Below are 20,605 nucleotides of genomic sequence, written 5' to 3' on the forward strand. Positions count from 1 at the left end.
ATAATACAGCATTTCTTCCAGCGTATCGTTCTGTTTGACCTCATCAAACGGGTCGAAAACGCTTATCTCCTCCAGCCGAATGCCTTTGGCATTAAGAGCAGTTTCGGGCTCCCACAACGCATCGACGAAAAAGGCTCTCTCTGTCTGAAAGCTCCTGCCTCATACCTTGCAATCGCTTCTCCAATTGTTTGAACACGGTTCCCACTGACTTGCTTGAGCATGCTTCAGCGCTTGAAGCAGCGCCAATCACCTTGACTTCAAGTCATCCCACAACTCCTGATCCCAATCGTCACTCAAGACATCCCCCATATTGAAGTTCGTTAGCCAGGCAGCTAACCTTTGATGGCTCCATCCATCAAGCCCTTAAAGATGTAGCGTTGGAACACGATGTAGAACAGCATACTGGGAAGCAGCACTAGAATAATACCTGCACAGAGCGCCACCAGATCTGAACTCCGCTGACCGACAAAAGCCATGAGAGCCGTCGGTAAAGTTGCAAGCTCCTTTTTTGGCATATATAAATTTTGCACATAAATGTCATTCATAATAGTTACGCTCTTAAGAATCCCAAGCGTAGCGGTCGCCGGCAGCAGCAGCGGGAAAATAATTGAGCGGAAAATGCGGAAATAGGATGCACCATCCATCATCGCGCTTTCATCTAGCTGGGCTGATATTTTTTCTAGGAACTGGATGTAAATATAGATTTGCATAATGTCCGTGCCTACGTAAATGAGCAGCGGAGCACCCAATGTATTGTACAGACTCATGGCGTGAATCAGCTGAAAACGTGCGATCTCCGTCGTGTATGTCGGAATGATCATCGAAGCCATGAACAGCAGCAGCACCATTGTTTTCAGCTTAAAATCAAAACGGTTGAGCACAAATGCCGTCATCGTGCCGAGCATGGCATTACCAGCCATACTAACAACGACCAGCACCAAGGTATTGCGTAAACCAAGTAGTATGTGACCTTCATTGAACGCTTTTACAAAATTCTCGAAATGCATGAAATTGCTTGGCAGCGAGAAAGGTGATGTCGCCCCCAGCTCTGCATTTGTCTTCAGCGAGCCGAATACGACAAGTAGAACCGGAATGAACACAATCAAGCACATCGCAATAAAAAAGATATAATACAGGACATTGCTGAGCAATTGGCGTTTGCTCTCGGTAAGTGTGACTTCCATTAAGACTCGCTCCTATCTTTAATGATCCAATTTTGTATAGACGAGAAGCAGATGATCAAGATCAAAAGACTGACCGCCATGGCCGAAGCAAGACCGTAATTGTTATAGGTAAACGCTGTTTGCAAGGAAAACAAACCAAAAGTAGAACTGGCTGTTCCAGGTCCGCCGCCTGTCATTACATAGGGGATATCGTACTGCAGCAGCGCGCCGGAAATGTTCAGGAACAAGATGATTTCCATAACACGCCGAATGCCAGGCAAGGTAATATGGCGGAGCTGCGTCCAAAAACCAGCGCCATCCATTTTGGCAGCTTCATACAGATCAGTCGGAATCGACTGCAAGCCCGCCAGAATGAGGATGATATGAACACCGCTGAAGCGCCATAGAGATACAGCGACCAGCGAGTAATTTACGATACTCAAGTTGCTTAACCAACCGGTAATGAGCGACTCCAGCCCCATCCATTTGAGCAGTTCGTTGAGCGGCCCATTCACAGGGTTGTAGATGTAGCTGAACATATAAGCGACGGCAATACCGTTAATAATGTAAGGCATAAGTACCGTAAAACGAAAAAACGAACTACCGCGTATCGTGCGATTGAGCAGCACCGCTGTCATTACTTCAATAGGAATGAACAGCAGATGGACGATAAAGTAGATGCCATTGTTGCCAATAGCTTGCCAGGCATCCGGGAAATCAAAAATCAGTTTTTTATAGTTATCAAACCCGATGTACTTCAAACTCTCGCTGTAGCCGTCCCAATTCGTTACGCTGTAGTGAAACAGTTGAAGCGTGGGATAGATGAGGAACAAGAGCATGAGCGCAACCGGAATGAACAAAAACGACCAAATGATAACTTTCTTCTGTAAGCTGTAACTCATCTCCACTCACCCCTAAGTCTCTATTGATAGGAAAAGGGTACTATTCCGTCTCGCTCAAATAGTACCCTCTATCGTCATTACTTCGTTGAATCGATCGCTTTTTTCCACTTTTCATTTAATTCTTTTTCAATCCCATCGATCGCTTTGCCGGCAAAAATGCTTTGTGCGGCTTTCTTAGGATCGAATTGTGCAGCAGCGCTCACTTTGGCATAGGCCTCATCTGTTCCGTAATAAACAAACGGTTTAGAAGGATTAGCTGCTGTCCACTTGTTGAAGAACGGAAGATCCGTTGTGATACCATTAACCGTGGAGAATTGCTGTACTTTATTAACTAAACCTGAGTAGACGTCTTTACTGAACATCCAGTCCATGAATGCTTTGGCTTCTTCGACGTTTTTGGTATTTTTGTTAATACCGATGTTCATATCGGACATCATCATCGAAGACAGATCGCTGCTAGTCGACTCGCGGAAAGGAAGCGGGAACACGCCCAGATCATCATCCGTTGTCACTTTCTCCATGTAAGAAGGATAGTACCACTGACCAAGCGCAATCATTGCCGACTTCTTCGCTTCGAAGGACTGTGTAGACTGGTCGAACGAAACAGACAACGCATCAGGACCTGCGTATTTCTTATCAGCAATTACCTTGATCGCCTTACCTACTTTATCAAAGTTGCTGCTATCTCCAAATGGCGCAGGATTTTTGGCCAGGTTCGCCAAATAGTTCTCATCTCCAGATAAAATATGCGGACCGAACTCCATCAAAGGATAGAATGTCCAATCATCTTTGGCACCAATGGAAATTGGTGTGTATTTGCCATTCGTTTTGATCTTATCCATTGTCGTAATAAATTCTGGAAACGTTTTCGGAACTTCCAAGCCCAACTCTTTGAAGATACTTGGATGGAAATAAACAAACTCAGAGAACGAGATGAGAGGAAGACCTAATACTTTGCCATCAATTTTAGTCGGAAACTTGTTGTTTTTGGCCGCATTTAAATCATCCAGAGGCAGCAGTGCTTGCTTGTAAATTTGCATGTGGTTCGGCTTCAAATACATCAGATCAGGCAAATCATTTGCCGCCAATCTCACCTTCAAGTATTGGCCTCCATTGTCAGGCACCTTTTCCACTTCAACGGTTACGTTCGGCTTAAGCTTGGTATACTCTTTCGCCTTCTCTGTCCAATACTCAAAATCAACTTTCGTATCCCACATGGCGAGCTTCAGCTTCACCGGTTGAGCTGGCTTAGCCGTCTGCTCCGCTGCTTTAGTTGCTTCCGGCGCTGCGCTTGCCGGTGTTGATGCAGGCTTTGTACCGCCGCATCCTGTCAAAGCCGTCATGGCCACTAAACTAACCAAAGCTAAAGAACTTGCCCACTTTCTCTTCTTCATCGAATTGACCCCCCACTTGATATCGATTAGGTTGTTTGTACCTTGTATTTATCATAATCGATTGTTTAACGCAGCCGAATGATCGATTTTGCCCATTCCTTGATCTATTTTGAACTAACGATTTGATTTTCTTCCTGACTTCGGATGATTGGAAGTATAATTTCCACCTTCGTGCCAGACGGTTCCAACCGCTTTATCGTTACACCATAGTCTTGTCCGTAATGCAGCACAATGCGATGATGTACGTTAAGAATGCCCATGCCGCTGAACGTATAATCCTGGTCAGGGTCCTGCAGCTTCTCGATCTGCTCGTCCGGGATGCCTACGCCATCATCTGCGATAACAATGCAAAGCTGCTCGCCCACCTTGTGGATACCAATCATAATCGTTCCAATCGTTTCTTTACTAACCAAACCGTGTGTAATTGCATTTTCAAGAATTGGTTGAAGCAGCAGCTTCAAAATATAGAGCGACATTGCTGATTCATCAATTTCCCATTTCAGCTCAAATTTATTGCCATAACGTGTTTCCATTATGAAAATGTACTGTTTCAAGTTCTCAACTTCATCGGCAAGCAAGGTCAAACTGCCTCCACGATTGAAGGATGAAGATACCAAACGAATCAGCGCCTGGGTCATATTGCGGATGTTGTCAACTCGGCTAATAATCGCCATCAGTTTAATGGAATTGAGTGTATTAATCAGAAAATGCGGATTAATTTGCGATTGCATCGCAGCGAACTCCGCCTTCTGCTTCGCTTTCTCCTGCTGTTCGGTCTGATTAATAAGCAGCTTGATTTGGTCCATCATATGGTTAAACGTGAGCCCTAGGGTAACCGTCTCGGCACTGCCGGAAGCCTCGATCTTCACATTGAGATTCCCGTCCATGACGCGCGACATTTTCACAACTAATACATGAATAGGCTTCATTAAATTATGAACAAGGTAAAAAGAAATGATCAGAAATACGACGATGACGACGAAGGTCGCGAAAAGGACCAATCGATAGATAATGCTGTAATTAGCCATTAACTCGCTGTAAGGAATTTGGTAAACGATCTTCCAGTTCGCAATGTCCACCGTAGCAAAGGCTACCATCATCTTTTGCCCATTGATCGTATCCACGAAGTTACCCTCGCGCTGCGAGTTGATGCGGCTGATCAGGGAAGTATCCATTCCTTGCTCGTTTGCCGGTAAGTTATAGCTGGAGGCGATAACGTTGCCATCCGTCGTTACGATGCGGAATGCCGATGATCCGCTGATTGGATTCTGCCACAGCATTTTCTCGAAATGATCCCGACTAAAAACAAAATATATGAAATCAATGTCATGCAGCATTTGAAAATAACTCGGCGCAATTGTGGTTACAATGCTCGTAGATTCCCGTGAATCGTATAGCGCGCCTTTTTGTTTGCCAATGAAATGAACGTGATCCTGCTCGGCGATCGTTGCCTTGTACCAATCCATTTTGCGTAAACTGTTTTCATCTACAACCAAATCTTTTAAGTACGAATAGACGCCACCATCTTTATAGAAGAAATTGATCGACTGCACCCTTCCTGACATGGAAGAGCTGTATTTTCCTAGTGCTTTTGATAAAGAGATGGAGTAGGGCTGCCTATTATCCGTGGTTGTTTCGTGCAGCAAAGTCGCTGTCTCCAGCACCTCCGAATCCATGCCAACCGCTGCGGAAAAGTTGACGACATTGCTAATTTCCTGCTCAATCGAGTACGTCACCGCATGAAGTGTCTGGAGCGTTCGGTCGGTTGTTTGCTGCAGCAGATCTCTTTTGTACACTTGAAGAATAGTAGCGCTAATCGTCAATATGGGCAGTACCACCATCGTAAACAGCAGAATGTAGAGCGTTGTAGATGTTCGCCATGGCTTCCTGAATCGGTTCATTCGATCTCGACCTCGCATCACGTTATTAGGAAGGGATTACTTCCCGAGATGTAAAATATCATAGCACAATTTGTTAGGCACGCCAGTCTTTTCTTGCATGGAAGAAAGGTGAGCCTTCTTCCAATATGAAAGGGCTGTCCCCAGGAAACTAGGAGACAGCCATATATGTCATAGTCAGTGAACTTCACTAATTCCCATTCCCATTTCTCCCACAAATCAGAAAACAAAACATCATGGGAGGCAGTAAGCACTGCATCCCATCACCCAAAACAAATAATATCTTATAGAGCAAACAAAACCCGACTTCGTCCAATCGGGCAAAGTCGGGTTCGCGATTCTCAACAGTTCTTAGGATTTACACTGTGCGATGGCTTGTAATAAAAGCTCCGCAAACACGGCATCAATCTTATTGCCGGATTGTGCTCGAATGTGGTTCTCCAGTTCTTTCCATTCGTTTTTCTTTTGATTGTCATCATAGTTCCGTTGAATATTTTCTATCTGTGATAGCAAGCTGTTCAATATGCCCTGATTGGTGATCCAGCCTTGTTGGTATGCGTAAAGAACAGCTTCGTCCAAATGGTTGACATCCATCCGTACTTTTAGCAAGTATGCTCCGGTGGCTTCGTTCCCGGCTGCATCAACTGCTTTTACCTTCACCGCATGTTCGCCAATACTGAGTGATAACGGACTAAACGAATAGGGTCGGCTTATTGGGCCACCGTCCAACTCAAGAGATTCGCTTGCCACGCCGCTCACCGTATCGGAGATATCGAATTGCAGACTGCCGCTATCGGTCCAATATACGTCCATGGTAACGGTAGGAACGATAACGGGACCTGCTGAATCGATTTTGATTGCTGCTGTTTTGGTTGTTTCTTGGTTTCCAGCTTGGTCAATACTATAGTAACTGAGTTGATGTACACCTTCTTCAGCAACAACGATGTTGTTCCCTTCCACAAAGGCGCCGCCATTCAAACTGTACAACGTCTTCTGCACACCGCTGCCTTCATCGCTCGCCGTCAATATAACCGATTGCGCAGTACTCTGCCAATCAGACTTTGCATTCGTTGCCGTAACCGGCGCTGCTGTATCTTTCTTAAATGTAACGACATGCGTTTTGCCGAAAGTTCCTGCGACTGCAATATTCAGCTTTAAGGAAGGTATCGTCTGCAAAACCGTTACCGTTTCATCGGCACGAACTAGCGTTAATCCCGCCTTGTTCAGTTCAAGCGAAATCGCGCTTTGCTGCTGCGTCGGATCGGATACAGCTACTGTCAATTCACTGTCTGTTTCCTTCACCATCACGGATGCCGGATTTTGTGCTGAAATGAAATCAACCGATGCCGGATTCCAGAAATTCACCGCTGTTATCCCAAGCTTCTTCTCTCTGACCGCATGTACGTCCGTTGTTTTGCTCAGTACCTCAACATCAGGAGCGCTGCTATAAAGCGCCGTATCTGCTGTATTTTTATGAGGCAGCATGACATAAGAATAAGATGCATTCGAAGGCGTTGCCCCGTGTTCAAAGGCCAAACTCAAATAATTTCGCGTGATCGGAGAAGCCGATTGTCCGCTATTAATATCTTTCCAAGCGCCGGTTCTCGCTTCGCGTAAACCATACACATTAGAAGCCTCCGGGAAATAATAGCCGATGTCGGTACCCGGCGCGTTTCCGGCCAAGTGAGCCCATTTAACGTCATCCATCGTTTCTGACCAACCGAGCTGGTCTGACTTCACGGTTCCGTTAATCGTGAGGGCATTATCTCCCGCATCGTTCAGCTTACGGTTATCAATAATGGTCTCCACCGGTTGTAGTCCGGCTGTCGTGTTCGCAATACCGGAGCCCAATGCGACGATTTCGTCATCGAACATAAACCATGATTTTTTGCCCTGCAGATTGCTTCCAGTCGATTGCGCAAGCGAGAAATCCATACCCGTTGCACCGTAAAGGTTATCGATGGACGAGCCGCCGACCCACGTTTTCGGATTCATATAACTTTTCCAGTCGACAGGTGTCGTCCCTTTTCCTGATCCATCGGTTGTTGTGCCAGGCAGTCGGAACGAATCCACAGTTGGCCAATAATCATTGCGGTATTGGGTAAGATCTTGATCATATAAGAAAGTCATTCCGATGCCCGTATACCAGCCCCTTAAGTTCTCATTGTTACCCTTTTCAAAGGCAGAAATGCGGTTTGAGAACAGACTAAGCCCGAAACCATATCCTTCACGCAAATGGACAACTCTGTCCATACCAGCAAACACTTGGTTTTTCAGCAATTCTCCGCGTGGCTGGATCGAAGCGTCGTTCATCAATTTTTTGATTAGTGACAGCTCGTAAATCGGTAATCCGTCGTAATAATTGGCATATGTCGTGTCCGACTGAATCCATTCTTTGGCCATCCGCTTTATCGATAAAGCTACGTCCGCAGGCGCCCCCTCGGCTAAACGAAGCAAGGTAACAATCGTGCCTCTAGCGCTTCCCGAGCTTTGTCTGGAGATCCCTCTGCCGTTCACCATATCCATAAAGAGTCCTTTATAAATGACGGGTTCAAACGTATTCGATACCCAATCATAAACATGATTCACGTTAGGATCCGTCACCGGCCATGGAGAACCATTCAGCAAAAACGTCATATCGGCAGCACGGTTGAGCCATACCGCACCGTACCCCGCTGTGTAGGCGATGTTGGTATGTTGAACTAGCGAACCATCCTTGTAAACACCATCACCATGATCCGCGTAAACAAATTCCGGCCCGATGGAATCAAGCCCTTGCGTGATCTTCGCACTGCTGTTTCCGATCACACCGCGCATCGTAACGACCAATGCTTTGTCGAGTAGGTTAGCTCCCGTTTCCGTCACATTGTTGACAGTTCTCTTCTTCGGATCCGGAACGAAACGATCGACGGCTTTGATATACTTGCTTATTAGCGCCGGTGTCAAATGATCGAACATTAATACAAGGGTATCGTTCAGAATTTGCGGTGCGCCGATTTCCCAATCCCACCAATTGCCGTACTCCGTTTTGGTTTCATTGTATCGATTCGCATACATCCAGTCCAAAGCGCCAATGATGTCATCCCGCAGCGCCGTATTCTGATACAGGCTCGAGCCTTGTAGCGAATAAGCGAGTGCCATGGCTTTCAGCCTGCCGAAAGCGCTAGATATTTGAGCAGAATCCGTCGTGCTGGAGAGATCGTTCCACAAATAAGTACGGCCCGCAGCTTTATTGAGTGTATCCCAATGTCCGGTCGTATTACCATTCGTTATACTTGCGGCTTGTGTTGAAAGGTAAGAGGCAATATCCGGATCAACCGTATTGTATGTGGTGCCGCCCGTCAATTTGCCGTACCATTTAAGACGCAGCTCGCTGTAAGATTGAATCGTTTCTGCAGATTCTACGTTAATAAGACATTGAGCTTTTATCGTTCCATCTGGTGTCGAGACCATAATCGTTGCTGAACCTAACCCTTCTCCGGTTACTTTTCCATTACTGTCCACTGATGCTACATTCGGATTGCTGGAACTCCAGAGAACTGTTTTGTCTGCTGCGTTCGCTGGTGTGAATGTCGGTGTAATCGTTACCGATGCAGCTTTGGCCATGGAAAAAGCGGTTTGATCTAAAGCAATTCCTGTAATCCCGTCATATTCCTCCAAACTTATATCGTCAAACCATACTTTTCCTTTTCCCGTTTCAAGGAAAGGTTCAATAACCAACTTCGTGACGCCCGCTGGTATTGTCATAAATACTTGCTGTAAAGTCCAATCCTTCGTCCCTAACAGCTTGGCAGATGCAGGACCGTCTCCAACTTTACTCGTGTTATAGTATTGCGTTCTGAAGTAAGCACCAGTGCCTGTTACATTCTCGGTTTTTACCCACACTTTAAGTCTGTAAGATTTGCCGGCAGTTACCGTCGTAACGCTTTGATTCACAGATACTCGGCTTGTTGCGAAGGCATCAAACAAAATGGACTTGCTCCCTTCATGATACGTGGCCCCATCCAGCGTGACGTTCACCGTTTTATTCGGATCTTTCCCGCTCCCGGTTGGAATCCATAACCCCCAGCCAACAGGAACAGGACTTGTGACACCGCTCCAGGCAGCATCCGTTGTCGTAGTTGTCTGCTCGAAGCCTCCGTTCGTCATCTGGTTCACAGCTGCAGCCTCTGCCTTAAGGATAGCGTTTTCATAAAAGGGAATGTACGATCCAACCAGGCTAAAAATTAAACTGACAGCTAACAGCATACTTACTTTCCTCATTAACTTCACCTCGCTAGAAATGATTATAAAAGCAATTAAAATGTAAGATATATACCGGGATTTGTATATCGACGATATTTGAGCCATATCGTTTTTTTATGAAAAGTGGCGAAACAAAACCCGACTACACCAATAAAAGGTCATAGTCGGGTCTGCGATGCTGCAATTTCTTGTTCTTTTCTTTAAAGAACCACTCGTTTCTTTGACGTGCTGCTGGAAGATCTTGCGTCGTCTTTGTATGTGATCCAAAGTCGAATCGATACAGAAGGACACGTTGTTTGAAAGGCACAACATTCGATTGAACAACCGAAGCCGAAAACAAATAGCTTCCGAATCCAACGGCTATTACCGGAATTGAATATCGACAAGGTAACCTATTGCGAAAAATGGTTTTACGCTGAAATAAGCGCTTCCAACTACCCTTAAACCATCTATGCTGCGAACTATCATTGCGAACACCTCATCAACAAATTCATGAGCATTGTAATTGGTTGATGGAATAAAATCAACCGAAATAGCCGGTTTTGATGCGGGGAAATGCCATCCTCGTCGATTGAGCAAGAAATATTTGGGTGTTAAGGAAAGAGCTGTTGCACTTTACAACAATTTAATTGATCATCCTGTTGTGTTGTTGCACTTTGTGCAACATTTAGCAGGTTTATTCACGTTTTCCATGCGAATGTTGCAAATTATACAACAATTTCAGCCAAAAATAGCACATTAGCAGGAAAGTTGGCTAAATTGTTGTACAGCGTACAACAATTCTAGCTTATTCAGAAGAAATCAAAGAAATTGTTGCACAATTTACAACTTGGCTTCCTAATTTCACTAATTACTCTAATTCCTATCCTTATCAACCAAGGATAAACGACTCCGTCGTCCTTCAGGGACGAGAAACAAAAAAACTGCTTTCTTTTCGTTTGTAAGAATGCAAAACATCGTTACAGAAACGATTTCACATCCTCTCGGTATCTGTATCGATGAAAAAGAGCCTGTCGATTAACTGTTCATAACTTCGGAAATCCTGCGGGAGACCACAAAATGTAAGCGAAAAATCATACTTAATGAGCGGCACACACAAAGAATCAGTCGATTCTATTCGAAATTTCATATACAAAACGTGATTTGAGCCCTGATTCTGTATTTGTATCCGAAAAATCATATACATTCTCTGCATGTGTCCGTGCACTTTAAAACTGTCCACAATTAATCGACAGCCCCAAAAATATCTTTACAGCCTGCGCACTGGCTTTATATTGTCGCACACTTTGCAACAATATAAATCTGGTTTGGCTTCATCCGCTCTCATTGGAAAATGTACAGTAGTCTAAGGGACGGTGGCTGAAAAGAAGAGTTCATCTGTGCGTTTTCCAGTACTAACATTGACGACCCTTGCCAAAAAGAGATCTCTCATGCCTCAGAAAACTTATACTTTCTTTGAAAAAAGGCGAACACGAAATCTTAAGATTTCGCATCCACCTTTTAGGAAAAGACTGATGATCACGCACTTATATTTGCGCCGACCATAACGGCGGCACTCTTCTTGCGCTTCATAAGCTCAGGAAGGGCAATGCCGATCATCGTGATCCCCACGCCAAGCCATTGCATCCAGTTAACGGATTCATTCAGCACGACGTAGGACATAATGACGGCCGTTGGCAGTTCAGCCGCACTCAAGATTGTTGCTAGTCCGCCGCCAACACGCGGTACACCAATGGCATAAAACAAGGGCGGAATGACGACGCCGAAAAGAGCTAACAGCAGCGCCCAAGGCAGAAGCGCCTCGTGCAAAGAGCCATTTACAAGAAAATGCGGCGGAAACACCAACATGACGAGAATAAACGAGCCAGACAGCATAATCGCGCTTCGTGTGATCGGAGCAACTTGTTTAGCTATTTTCCCGCTAAACCAAATGAAGAGCGCATAGGTAACAGCAGCCAACAAGCCAAGGGTAACACCTATCCAAGAAACTGCTTCCTGCCCCCCGCCCAAATAACCGCTTGCCATAATAATCCCAACAAACAAGATAACAAGCGATAGAATCTTGTCCTTGCCAGGACGTTTGCGTTCAACGATTGCCTCCAGCAAGATGCCCATCCACGTAAACTGGAACAACAAGATAATCGCGAACGAAGCCGAAATATACTGCAGAGCCGCATAATATAGCATTCCCGTTAAGCCTGTCGTCGTTCCTACAGCCATGAGCATGAGCGCTTGCCGCTTTGTTACTTTAAATGTAGTCGACGTTGTTGACTGCTTAGCGGATTTCGAAGTCACGAATACCAAGAGCCACAGCATAATCACACCGAATAGGTTTTGGCTGCCGACGACATCGCCGACATTGAAGCCAGACTCATAGGCTTTCTTTACAAAAGTAGATAATAAACCGAAGCTGCATGCCCCAGCTAAAACAAATAAAATGTATTTCATAATGCCTCCCTGCGAAAAGAAAAAAACAGACTGTGTGCCCAGTCCGCCACGTTTCGTTATTATGCCATTATATATAAATCTTATGCCGAAATCGAGTCACTTCCATTTAAACTACTTTACTGAGAAAGTGTTCCAAGAAGCGCTCAGCGTCTACTTCCAAACAAACATCCATGTTAGGTTCATTTGCAGGCTTGCTTCGCAGATCGCCAACTGTACGGCCTAAGGAGTGGAAACCGTCGAGATCCACCCGAACATGCAGGGGTTTCGTTGTGACGAAATCCGGATTAATGGCCACACCAACAGCAAGCGGATCGTGAAGGCCGCAGCCGCCGATACCTGGATAGAAATCTTCATAGGCGTCGATATAAAAATCGGTCATATCCGCCAATAAAGTGCCGAGAGCCGTTTGCTTGTCCCGCCATACTTGAACATCTTTCTTCGGCAGAAGCGTTTCCATCGTTACGTCAAGGCCTACGAGTATGATCGGGATGCCGGAGGCGAACACATAATCCGCCGCTTCAGGGTCAGCGTAAATGTTAGCTTCCGCATGCGGCGTCACATTGCCCGCTCGGGTTACAGCACCGCCCATAACAATCACCTTGTCCACAAGGTGGACAATATCCGAAGCCTGCATGATCGCTAACGCCAGATTCGTCATCGCTGCGACCGTAATAATCGTCACTTGATGCGGCTTACTGCGCACTTGATCAATAATAAATTGTGGTGCGTACTGCTGTGATGCTTCTCGTGTAGACATATCTGTCAGCGTGTTCCCAATGCCGTCTTCGCCATGAATATGGGTCGCACTCGCTTTCACTCGGCTAACGAAAAGCGGCTTAGCCGCCCCCGGAATGACAGGAACTGAACTGTCCAAATGTTCCAGAACTAGCAGCGTATTGCGGGTCGCTTCTTGAACCGTAACGTTGCCGAAGCAAGTCGTCACCCCCAGTAATTCCACTTCAGGGGCATTCACCGCATAACTTATGGCAAGCGCATCATCAATGCCTGTATCAACATCCAAAATAATCGGTTTCATCTAAGTTTCTCCTCTCGTTAGCTCTTTAATGTGTTGATGAAATAGTCAAGAAACAGCGGGCTGTTGACTTCAAACGCCACTGATGTATTCGTAACCGGCACCGATCTGCGGAAATCTGCCAATGTAGCTCCATAGGACATGGTCCCTTTTGTCTCAATACGAATATAAAGTTCTTCCGTCGTGACGAGATTCGGATATGCAGCTACAGCAACTGCAAGCGGATCATGCAGCGGTGCGCCGTAGAAACCGTTTTGCTTGTCATAAGCACTAAAATAAAACCTGTTAGCTTCTTCGATATAAGCAGCTGCTCTTTCATTTCCAGGCAAGGGTGATTCCGTAATTAAACGAAGCTGCTGCTCACTGATGATCGTCTTCATTGTTACGTCCAAGCCAACGAGCGTAATCGGGATGCCGGATTCAAAAACACGATGCGCGGCCTCAGGATCGCCGTAGATATTCGCTTCGGCAACAGGCGTCACGTTGCCAGGCACTTTCACCGCGCCGCCCATGATCACAAGCCGCTTCACCTTGGAAGCGATGGAAGGATCTTGTGCGAGTGCAATAGCCAGGTTCGTCATCCGACCCACGAACACTAGCGTTAGCTCGTGCGGGTTTTCATTCACCTTGCGGACGATGAACTGAGCGGCGCTCTCCGCAATAGCTTTCCCTTTGGGCTGCGGCAGCTCGCAGTTGCCGATACCGTTATCGCCGTGGATATGCGTAACAGGACCGCGCCAGTCGCAGAACAGCGGTTTTGCTGCGCCCATAGCCACCGGCACTTCGTAATCAACGCCCGATAGCTCAATCACTTGCAGCGTATTGCGAGTTGCCTGCACAACATCCGTATTACCGAATACCGTCGTAATGCCTTCTACTTTTATGTGTTTTGTTTTCAGGGCGAGCAAAATCGCCATGGAATCATCAATACCTGTATCAACATCAAGAATCATGCGAACGTTTTGCAATGGAGTCACCTCTATGTATAGTTTTTCAAAGTTTGAACAAGCATGTCCCAGAATTTATCTTGGTCAAGTGTGAAGGCCACGCAGTGCCAACCTCCAATGTTGAATTCCCTTTAAACAGAAGATGAACCCCACCACCTTATTTCCTTTAGTGGAAGGGTTCATCGCTCATTTTGCTAATAAGATAAACATATTACACATTCTTATTTTTTCGTAATCAATTCCAAATCTACCGGAATAAATTTTTCAACTTGTTCACCTTTAAGCACTTTCAACGCTGTTTTCACAGCTGTATCTCCGATGGATGCCGGTTTTTGAGCTACTGTTGCGGCAAGTTTCCCGTCATTTACGGCTTTAACCGCATCATCTGTAGCATCGAAACCAACTACAGCAATATTTTTACCAGAGGATTGAATCGCTTGAAGGGCACCTAATGCCATTTCATCATTATGAGCAAATACCGCTTGAATATCTTTATTTCCTTGCAAAATATTTTCCATAACGGAAAGCCCTTTTGCCCGGTCGAAATCAGCAGGTTGAGAAGCAATCACTTTTACGCCAGCTTTTCCGTCAACAGCATCATGGAAACCTTTTCCACGATCACGTGCTGCAGAAGTTCCTGCGATCCCTTGAAGTTCTACAAGATTACCTTTATCACCAAGGGTTTTCAAAATAAAATCGCCTGCCATTTTACCGCCTTTTACATTATCTGAAGCAATGTGAGTAACGACTGTTCCGCCGTTGGCTGCACGGTCAACCGTAATTACAGGAATATTGGCTTTATTTGCAGATTGAACCGCAGTAACAATAGCGTCGCTATCTGTCGGATTGATAAGAATTACGCTTACCTTTTTCTGAATTAAATCTTCAATACCGCTAATTTGCTTCGCTGTATCATTTTGAGCATCTACAACAACCAAAGTAGCACCAGCTTCTTTTGCCGCTTTATCCGCGCCGTCTTTCAAGGTAACAAAGAATGGATTATTTAAAGTGGAAACGGAAAGCCCAATCGTCATTTTGCCTGCAGCTGCTTTGGTATCCGTTGTAGCTGATGGTGCAGCCGTAGCTCCTCCCTCAACCTTAGATTGAGTCGAACAACCAGCCAATATCAGGAACACCGCTACTACGGCACATAATACGAAATTCATTTTTTTCATGGTAAACTCCCCTTTGATGTGTTTTATTTTCGAGCTTTCGATCTGTCCAACAATACAGCAATTAAGATGACTACCCCTTTAACCACCTGCTGGTAAAAAGACGAAACATTTAATAGGTTAAGACCGTTGTCCAATACACCAATGATCATGGCTCCGATTAATGTACCGACAATCCAGCCTCTTCCCCCTGATAAACTGGTCCCGCCAAGAACTACGGCTGCAATCGCATCCAGTTCAAACGCTCCTCCAGCTGTCGGCTGAGCGGAGTTAAGTCTGGAAGTTAGAATGATACCGCTAATTGAAGCTAATAAACCGCTAATCGAGTAAACCAAGATTTTTACTTTCGATGTGTTAATACCTGAAAGCCAAGTCGCCTCCTCGTTGCTGCCGAGTGCGTAAACACGTCGACCAAAAGTTGTATGCTTTAAAATGATATATAAAACTGCAAATGCAATAACCATCCATATAATCGGCATTGGAATTTGTAGAAAATACCCCTTCCCTAACAACGCAAAATCCTCTTTGAAGCCTGTGATTGGCCTTCCCTGCGTATATACTAAGGTAAGTCCGCGGAATACTGTCATCGTTGCGAGTGTCGCGATAAATGGAGCTACCTTACCTTTCGTGATTAATAAGCCGTTGATCGCCCCCATGACCAAACCGCCAATTAGACCGATTCCTACAGCTAGCCACGTATTCATCCCGCTTGCCATTAAGCCAGCCGTAAAAGCACTTGATAAGGCCAGTATGGATCCTACAGAAAGATCGATACCCCCAGTCAGAATGACGAATGTCATACCGAAGGCAATAAGAGCATTAATCGAAATTTGACGAAGAACGTTAAAAATATTACCAACGGTTAAAAAGTCACCGTTCACTACCGACAAAATGACTACAATTAGAACCAATCCCAATAAAGACCCCAGACTCTGCATCTTACCGATTTTGGGTCTACTTAAAGCTTTACCGTCAACCTGCATGTCGGTTCCCTCCCCCTGTTGCACTTAACATGATTTTTTCCTGAGTTGCCTCTTCTTGTGTAAATTCACCGCTTATTTTCCCCTCGTGCATGACGAGTATGCGGTCACTCATTCCCAAAACTTCCGGAAGCTCGGAAGAGATCATAAGAATGGCTACACCTTGCGAAACTAGCTCATTCATTAGATCATAGATTTCTTTCTTAGCACCGATATCAACTCCGCGTGTGGGCTCATCCAAAATCAAAACTTGCGGGCTTGTCGCCAACCATTTTCCGATAACCACTTTTTGCTGATTACCTCCGCTAAGAGAGCCGACCTTCTGCTCACTATTTGGTGTTTTAATCAGCAGTTTTTTTATCATGGAATCTGATAGTTCCCGTTCCTTTGAACGATTCATGAAACCAAATGATGACAATATCTTTAAATTCGGAAGGGCTAGGTTGTCGTTGACCGAAAGAGGAAGGAGCAGTCCCTCATCTTTCCGATCTTCCGTGATTAAACCAATACCCGCGTGAATGGCATCTATTGGTTTATGAATGGAGACTGGTTTTCCGTTAATGGAAATCGTTCCACGATCAATAGGTGTCACTCCGAACAGTGCTTTCGCCAGTTCTGTTCTTCCAGCGCCCATAAGTCCGGCGATGCCAACGATCTCTCCAGCTCTTACAGTTAAGGAAATGTCATGGAGCTTCCCTTTTTGAGTCAAACCGCCCACCGTCAGTTTTTCTTCTCCTAGGGTGACTTTCACTTTGGGAAAACGGTCTTTAATTTCCCTGCCGACCATCATTTTGACGAGATGATCCATTGTCGTATTGGCAATGTATTCGGTTCCAATATAATGTCCATCGCGCATCACCGTAACTTGATCGCAAATCCTAAAAATTTCTTCCATCCGATGGGAAATATAAATCATGCCAACACCCTTTTCCTTAAGGGAAGCGATGACCAGGAACAATGCCTCAATTTCACGGTCCGTGAGGGCCGCCGTCGGTTCATCCAAAACAAGAATTTCTGCTTGCATAGATAACGCTTTCGCAATTTCGACCATTTGCTGTTGACCTACAGAAAGCTCATTAACTAACGTACCCGGATCAATATTCAAACCCAATTGCGATAAATAACGATGAGACTCTTGTCTCATCCGTCTCCAGTTAATTAGCTTCGACTTCCCATAAGTGAATTCTCGGCCAAGAAAAATATTTTCCATAACCGTTAAATGGGGAACCATATTTAACTCCTGATGAATAATAACGATGCCTAAGTTTTGTGCCATGGAAGGTGATGCAATATCGTAAACGTTTCCATTAACAGTAATGGACCCACTATCCTTTGTATAAATTCCACCTAATATTTTCATAAGCGTAGATTTACCAGCCCCATTTTCCCCCATCAACGCATGAACTTCTCCGCGATGCAGGGTAAAATCAACCTGCTCTAGCACCTTAACTCCAGGGAAACTTTTACTGATTCCCTTCATTTCTAACAATTTGGACGTCATTCCAATTCCTCCTTTCAGAAGATAACTCCAGCCTGAAGAATGACATTGGCATATGGAGTAAACTCACCTGTTCGTATGATTGCCTTAGCCTGATGAGTCATTGTCTTCAGTTCTTCATGACTCACCTCGTGCACAGTTACCCCGTTTAAGGAAGTTTCCATTTGCTTCTTTAGCTTTGGAGTTACCTGATCCATTTCACTTGCAATGAAAGCCTGCTCAACTTGCATTTCTAGAAGTACGGTTTCCAAACAATCCATAAAAGAAGGAACACCTTGTTTCAAAGCCAGATCAATTCGCTTTACGTGAGCAGGAATAGGCAACCCGCTATCACAAATGACAATCGTGTCGGTATGCCCAAGTTCACTGATCACCTTAGAAATTTCACTATTTAAAATTCCAATCTTTTTCATGTAGGTTCTCCCTTGGAATTTTTCGCAAACAGTTCCACATCCTCTATGCTTGGCATTCCAGCTTGAGCACCAAACTTAGTAACAGCTAGTGCGGAAACCTTTGCTGCAAAAGATACAGATTGTTCCAAGCTGTTTTGCTTGGCAAGCGAAAAAGCTAATCCGGCATTGAATGAATCTCCAGCACCTGTCGTATCAACAACAGAAACCTTATAACCAGGAACTTTTTGCAGCTTCCCTTTTTCTAAAAAAGCGGATCCATCAGCACCCAACGTCGTGATCACGTTGTTAGCTCCCCGTTGTATTATGCTTGTCATCGCAGTTTCCAATTCATCACCCTCTGCCTGAACCCCAGTAAGCAAACTCAATTCTGACCGATTGGGAGTGATGTAATCTACATTCTTCAATAACTCATCGGGCAAAAACTGAGCGGGAGCCGGATTCAATACGACAGTCTTCCCGAATGACTTTGCCTTCTTCGCTGCATGAATAACCGTATCTAAAGGAATTTCCAGCTGAAGAAGAAGGATGTCCGCATTTTGGATAATTGCCTCATATCTATCGATATCGTCTGGCAGCAATTGATAATTAGCACCCGGAACAACCACGATGCTGTTATCTCCATTTGAAATAAAGATGGAAGCTATCCCTGTTGCAGTGCCATCCACGAGTTTAACCGAGTTTCTACTGATCTTATTATCATCTAAAGCTTTCAGGAGCTCTTGACCAAAACTGTCTGTGCCGACCGCTCCAATCATGGTTGTTTTGGCTCCGAGCCTTGCAGCCGCTACCGCTTGATTTGCACCTTTGCCACCTGGTATGAACCGGGCGTTAGATCCAAGAATCGTTTCTCCCAGTTGTGGGTGTCTATCTGCTTCAATAACGATATCCATGTTTAAGCTTCCGATCACAACGACATGTGGTACCTTCAATTTACCCACTCCTCTTCGTAGATTCTCTTGGGATTAACGTGACATCCAGTTCATAAATTTGATCCGCTTCGATGGTGCCTTCGATCTTCTTAATCAAAATCCTCGATACTAAAGCACCCATATCATAAATGGGTTGCGCAATTGTTGTTAGTTCAGGTTCTGTTATTTCCGTCATATTTATTCCATCAAATCCACAAACTACAACTTGTCCAGGTACTTGAATGCCCATTCTATGCAGCGCTTTCAAGGCTCCGACAGCCATTAAATCATTTCCTGCAAAAATTGCATCAATATCAGGATGCCGCCGCATAAGTTCCTCTGTAGCTTTTATACCACCGCTTATCCCAAAATCCCCCTGAACCATTAAGCTTGGGCTGAACCAATCAAAAGCTCTTACGGATTCCTCATATCCAATTAATCTCTCTTTGGCAGGGATCAGATCCTGTGGACCATAAATATGTCCGATTTTCTTGCTTCCTGACTCAAGAAGATGTTTTACTGCTAATCTGCCTCCCTCACGATTGTTCGAACGAACAACGCTGCAGGATTTATTCGTAGGAGCTCGGTCTAAACAAACGAATGGGATGTTAAAGGACGCCAATTTGTCTACATCTTCTTGTCCCAATGTATTGGATGCAAAAATAATGCCGTCGATATTTTTGCTCTTTAATATGTCAATATAATTTTTTTCTTTACCAATTTGGCCATCAGAATTGCAAAGTATGACGGTAAATCCATACGTAGAAGCAACATCTTCAACTGCCCGTGCCAGCTCTGGAAAAAAGGGATTTGAAATGTCGGGTAAAATTAGCGCAAATGTTTTTGTGCTTTTTCCAGCAAGTCCCCTTGCTACCCCACTAGGTAAATAATTCAGTTTTTCAATCGCATGTTTTATATTCAGTTCCGTATCTGCGTTTACATATCCACTTTTGTTTAAGTAACGAGATATAGTCGCAACAGAGACTCCGGCTAACTTGGCTACATCACGTATGGTTGCCATCCTAGTTTCACTTCCAACTTCATATTTATGGTAACGATACCGCAAGTTAATGCTAACCTTAATAATATATACGTTTCATGATGTGGTACCGGTTACACATGAAATATATCATAGTTTATTTTCATTCGCAAGATAAAATATTTTAACAACAAGCGTTTGTTGTAAACACCAATCAATCTATGCCATTCGGTGCAAGCCTCATCTCACAATTCGAATCACAATCCACGATTTACCATCCAAATGGAATTAACCGATAACCGGTGAGTTTAAAAAAGAGTTAGCTAATTTGAGCTAACTCCCTTTTGGTCTAACTATTAATAACCTACCACGGATAATACGCGGTCACTAATGGCATTCAACTTCTCGAGTTCGGATACGGACAATGAAAGGGCTGCCGCTGCACCATGCTGCTACGTTTCAAAGTCTTCCTTATCTACTTCCATCTCTCCGTTAAGCTGCTTAGCATAATCGCGCATCAATTCAAAATCCGGATTACAGATATCCTCCTGCATGTTGGCTTCACCTAAATCTTGTGTATTCAAAAGATTCATGTTCTCGTTGTCCATCCTGCTCTCACCTTCCT

The 20,605-nt window shown here is 44.7% G+C and carries 16 protein-coding genes; 1 reads left to right on the forward strand and 15 read right to left on the reverse strand.

Features of this window, described 5'->3' with window-relative positions:
* Positions 1-332: 332 nt before the first annotated feature.
* The 5 genes from ASG93_RS32500 to ASG93_RS32520 form a co-directional block, all read right to left on the reverse strand.
* Positions 333-1,184, reverse strand: a complete 852-nt coding sequence (locus ASG93_RS32500) for a carbohydrate ABC transporter permease (protein WP_082615229.1) — start codon at positions 1,182-1,184, stop codon at positions 333-335.
* Entirely contained in the window at positions 1,184-2,065 is an 882-nt protein-coding gene (locus ASG93_RS32505) for a carbohydrate ABC transporter permease (protein ID WP_056839129.1), read from the reverse strand. Before ASG93_RS32505 ends, ASG93_RS32500 begins: the two co-directional genes overlap by 1 nt.
* A 77-nt stretch (positions 2,066-2,142) precedes the next feature.
* Complete coding sequence (locus ASG93_RS32510; protein WP_056839131.1) at positions 2,143-3,459, reverse strand: extracellular solute-binding protein; 1,317 nt, start codon at positions 3,457-3,459, stop codon at positions 2,143-2,145.
* Between the two features lie 104 nt (positions 3,460-3,563).
* Entirely contained in the window at positions 3,564-5,360 is a 1,797-nt protein-coding gene (locus tag ASG93_RS32515) for a sensor histidine kinase (protein WP_056839134.1), read from the reverse strand.
* Between the two features lie 348 nt (positions 5,361-5,708).
* Positions 5,709-9,620: a polysaccharide lyase family 8 super-sandwich domain-containing protein gene (locus ASG93_RS32520; RefSeq protein ID WP_162262896.1), complete on the reverse strand. Its 3,912-nt coding sequence runs from the start codon at positions 9,618-9,620 to the stop codon at positions 5,709-5,711.
* 487 nt (positions 9,621-10,107) lie between these two features.
* On the opposite strand from ASG93_RS32520, the gene ASG93_RS32525 reads away from it, so the two are divergent.
* Entirely contained in the window at positions 10,108-10,344 is a 237-nt protein-coding gene (locus ASG93_RS32525) for a hypothetical protein (RefSeq protein ID WP_056839138.1), read from the forward strand.
* Between the two features lie 776 nt (positions 10,345-11,120).
* On the opposite strand, the gene ASG93_RS32530 is transcribed toward ASG93_RS32525, so the two are convergent.
* The 10 genes from ASG93_RS32530 to ASG93_RS35620 all read right to left on the reverse strand — a co-directional run bounded on the left by ASG93_RS32530 (position 11,121) and on the right by ASG93_RS35620 (position 20,588).
* The gene (locus ASG93_RS32530) at positions 11,121-12,050 is read right to left on the reverse strand and encodes an EamA family transporter (protein WP_056839140.1); all 930 of its coding nucleotides are present in this window, start codon (positions 12,048-12,050) and stop codon (positions 11,121-11,123) included.
* 106 nt (positions 12,051-12,156) lie between these two features.
* Positions 12,157-13,086, reverse strand: coding sequence for a nucleoside hydrolase (locus tag ASG93_RS32535; protein ID WP_056839142.1), 930 nt, complete (start codon positions 13,084-13,086; stop codon positions 12,157-12,159).
* 17 nt (positions 13,087-13,103) lie between these two features.
* Complete coding sequence (locus ASG93_RS32540) at positions 13,104-14,051, reverse strand: nucleoside hydrolase (protein ID WP_056839143.1); 948 nt, start codon at positions 14,049-14,051, stop codon at positions 13,104-13,106.
* Between the two features lie 200 nt (positions 14,052-14,251).
* Positions 14,252-15,205, reverse strand: coding sequence for a ribose ABC transporter substrate-binding protein RbsB (rbsB, locus tag ASG93_RS32545; protein ID WP_056839145.1), 954 nt, complete (start codon positions 15,203-15,205; stop codon positions 14,252-14,254).
* Between the two features lie 23 nt (positions 15,206-15,228).
* Positions 15,229-16,140 carry an ABC transporter permease subunit gene (locus ASG93_RS32550; protein ID WP_321166718.1) on the reverse strand — a complete coding sequence of 304 codons (912 nt, stop codon included), beginning with the start codon at positions 16,138-16,140 and terminating at the stop codon, positions 15,229-15,231.
* A 34-nt stretch (positions 16,141-16,174) separates the two neighbouring features.
* Complete coding sequence (locus tag ASG93_RS32555) at positions 16,175-17,683, reverse strand: sugar ABC transporter ATP-binding protein (RefSeq protein ID WP_056839151.1); 1,509 nt, start codon at positions 17,681-17,683, stop codon at positions 16,175-16,177.
* A 14-nt stretch (positions 17,684-17,697) separates the two neighbouring features.
* Complete coding sequence (rbsD, locus tag ASG93_RS32560) at positions 17,698-18,093, reverse strand: D-ribose pyranase (RefSeq protein WP_056839153.1); 396 nt, start codon at positions 18,091-18,093, stop codon at positions 17,698-17,700.
* Positions 18,090-19,031: a ribokinase gene (gene rbsK, locus ASG93_RS32565; protein WP_321166716.1), complete on the reverse strand. Its 942-nt coding sequence runs from the start codon at positions 19,029-19,031 to the stop codon at positions 18,090-18,092. Before rbsK ends, rbsD begins: the two co-directional genes overlap by 4 nt.
* Positions 19,024-20,022, reverse strand: a complete 999-nt coding sequence (locus ASG93_RS32570; RefSeq protein WP_056839155.1) for a LacI family DNA-binding transcriptional regulator — start codon at positions 20,020-20,022, stop codon at positions 19,024-19,026. The genes rbsK and ASG93_RS32570 overlap by 8 nt, the downstream gene beginning before the upstream one ends.
* Before the next feature lie 410 nt (positions 20,023-20,432).
* Complete coding sequence (locus ASG93_RS35620; RefSeq protein ID WP_156411121.1) at positions 20,433-20,588, reverse strand: hypothetical protein; 156 nt, start codon at positions 20,586-20,588, stop codon at positions 20,433-20,435.
* Positions 20,589-20,605: the final 17 nt, after the last annotated feature.

Source organism: Paenibacillus sp. Soil787, assembly GCF_001429545.1.
Classification (GTDB): Bacteria; Bacillota; Bacilli; order Paenibacillales; family NBRC-103111; genus Paenibacillus_E.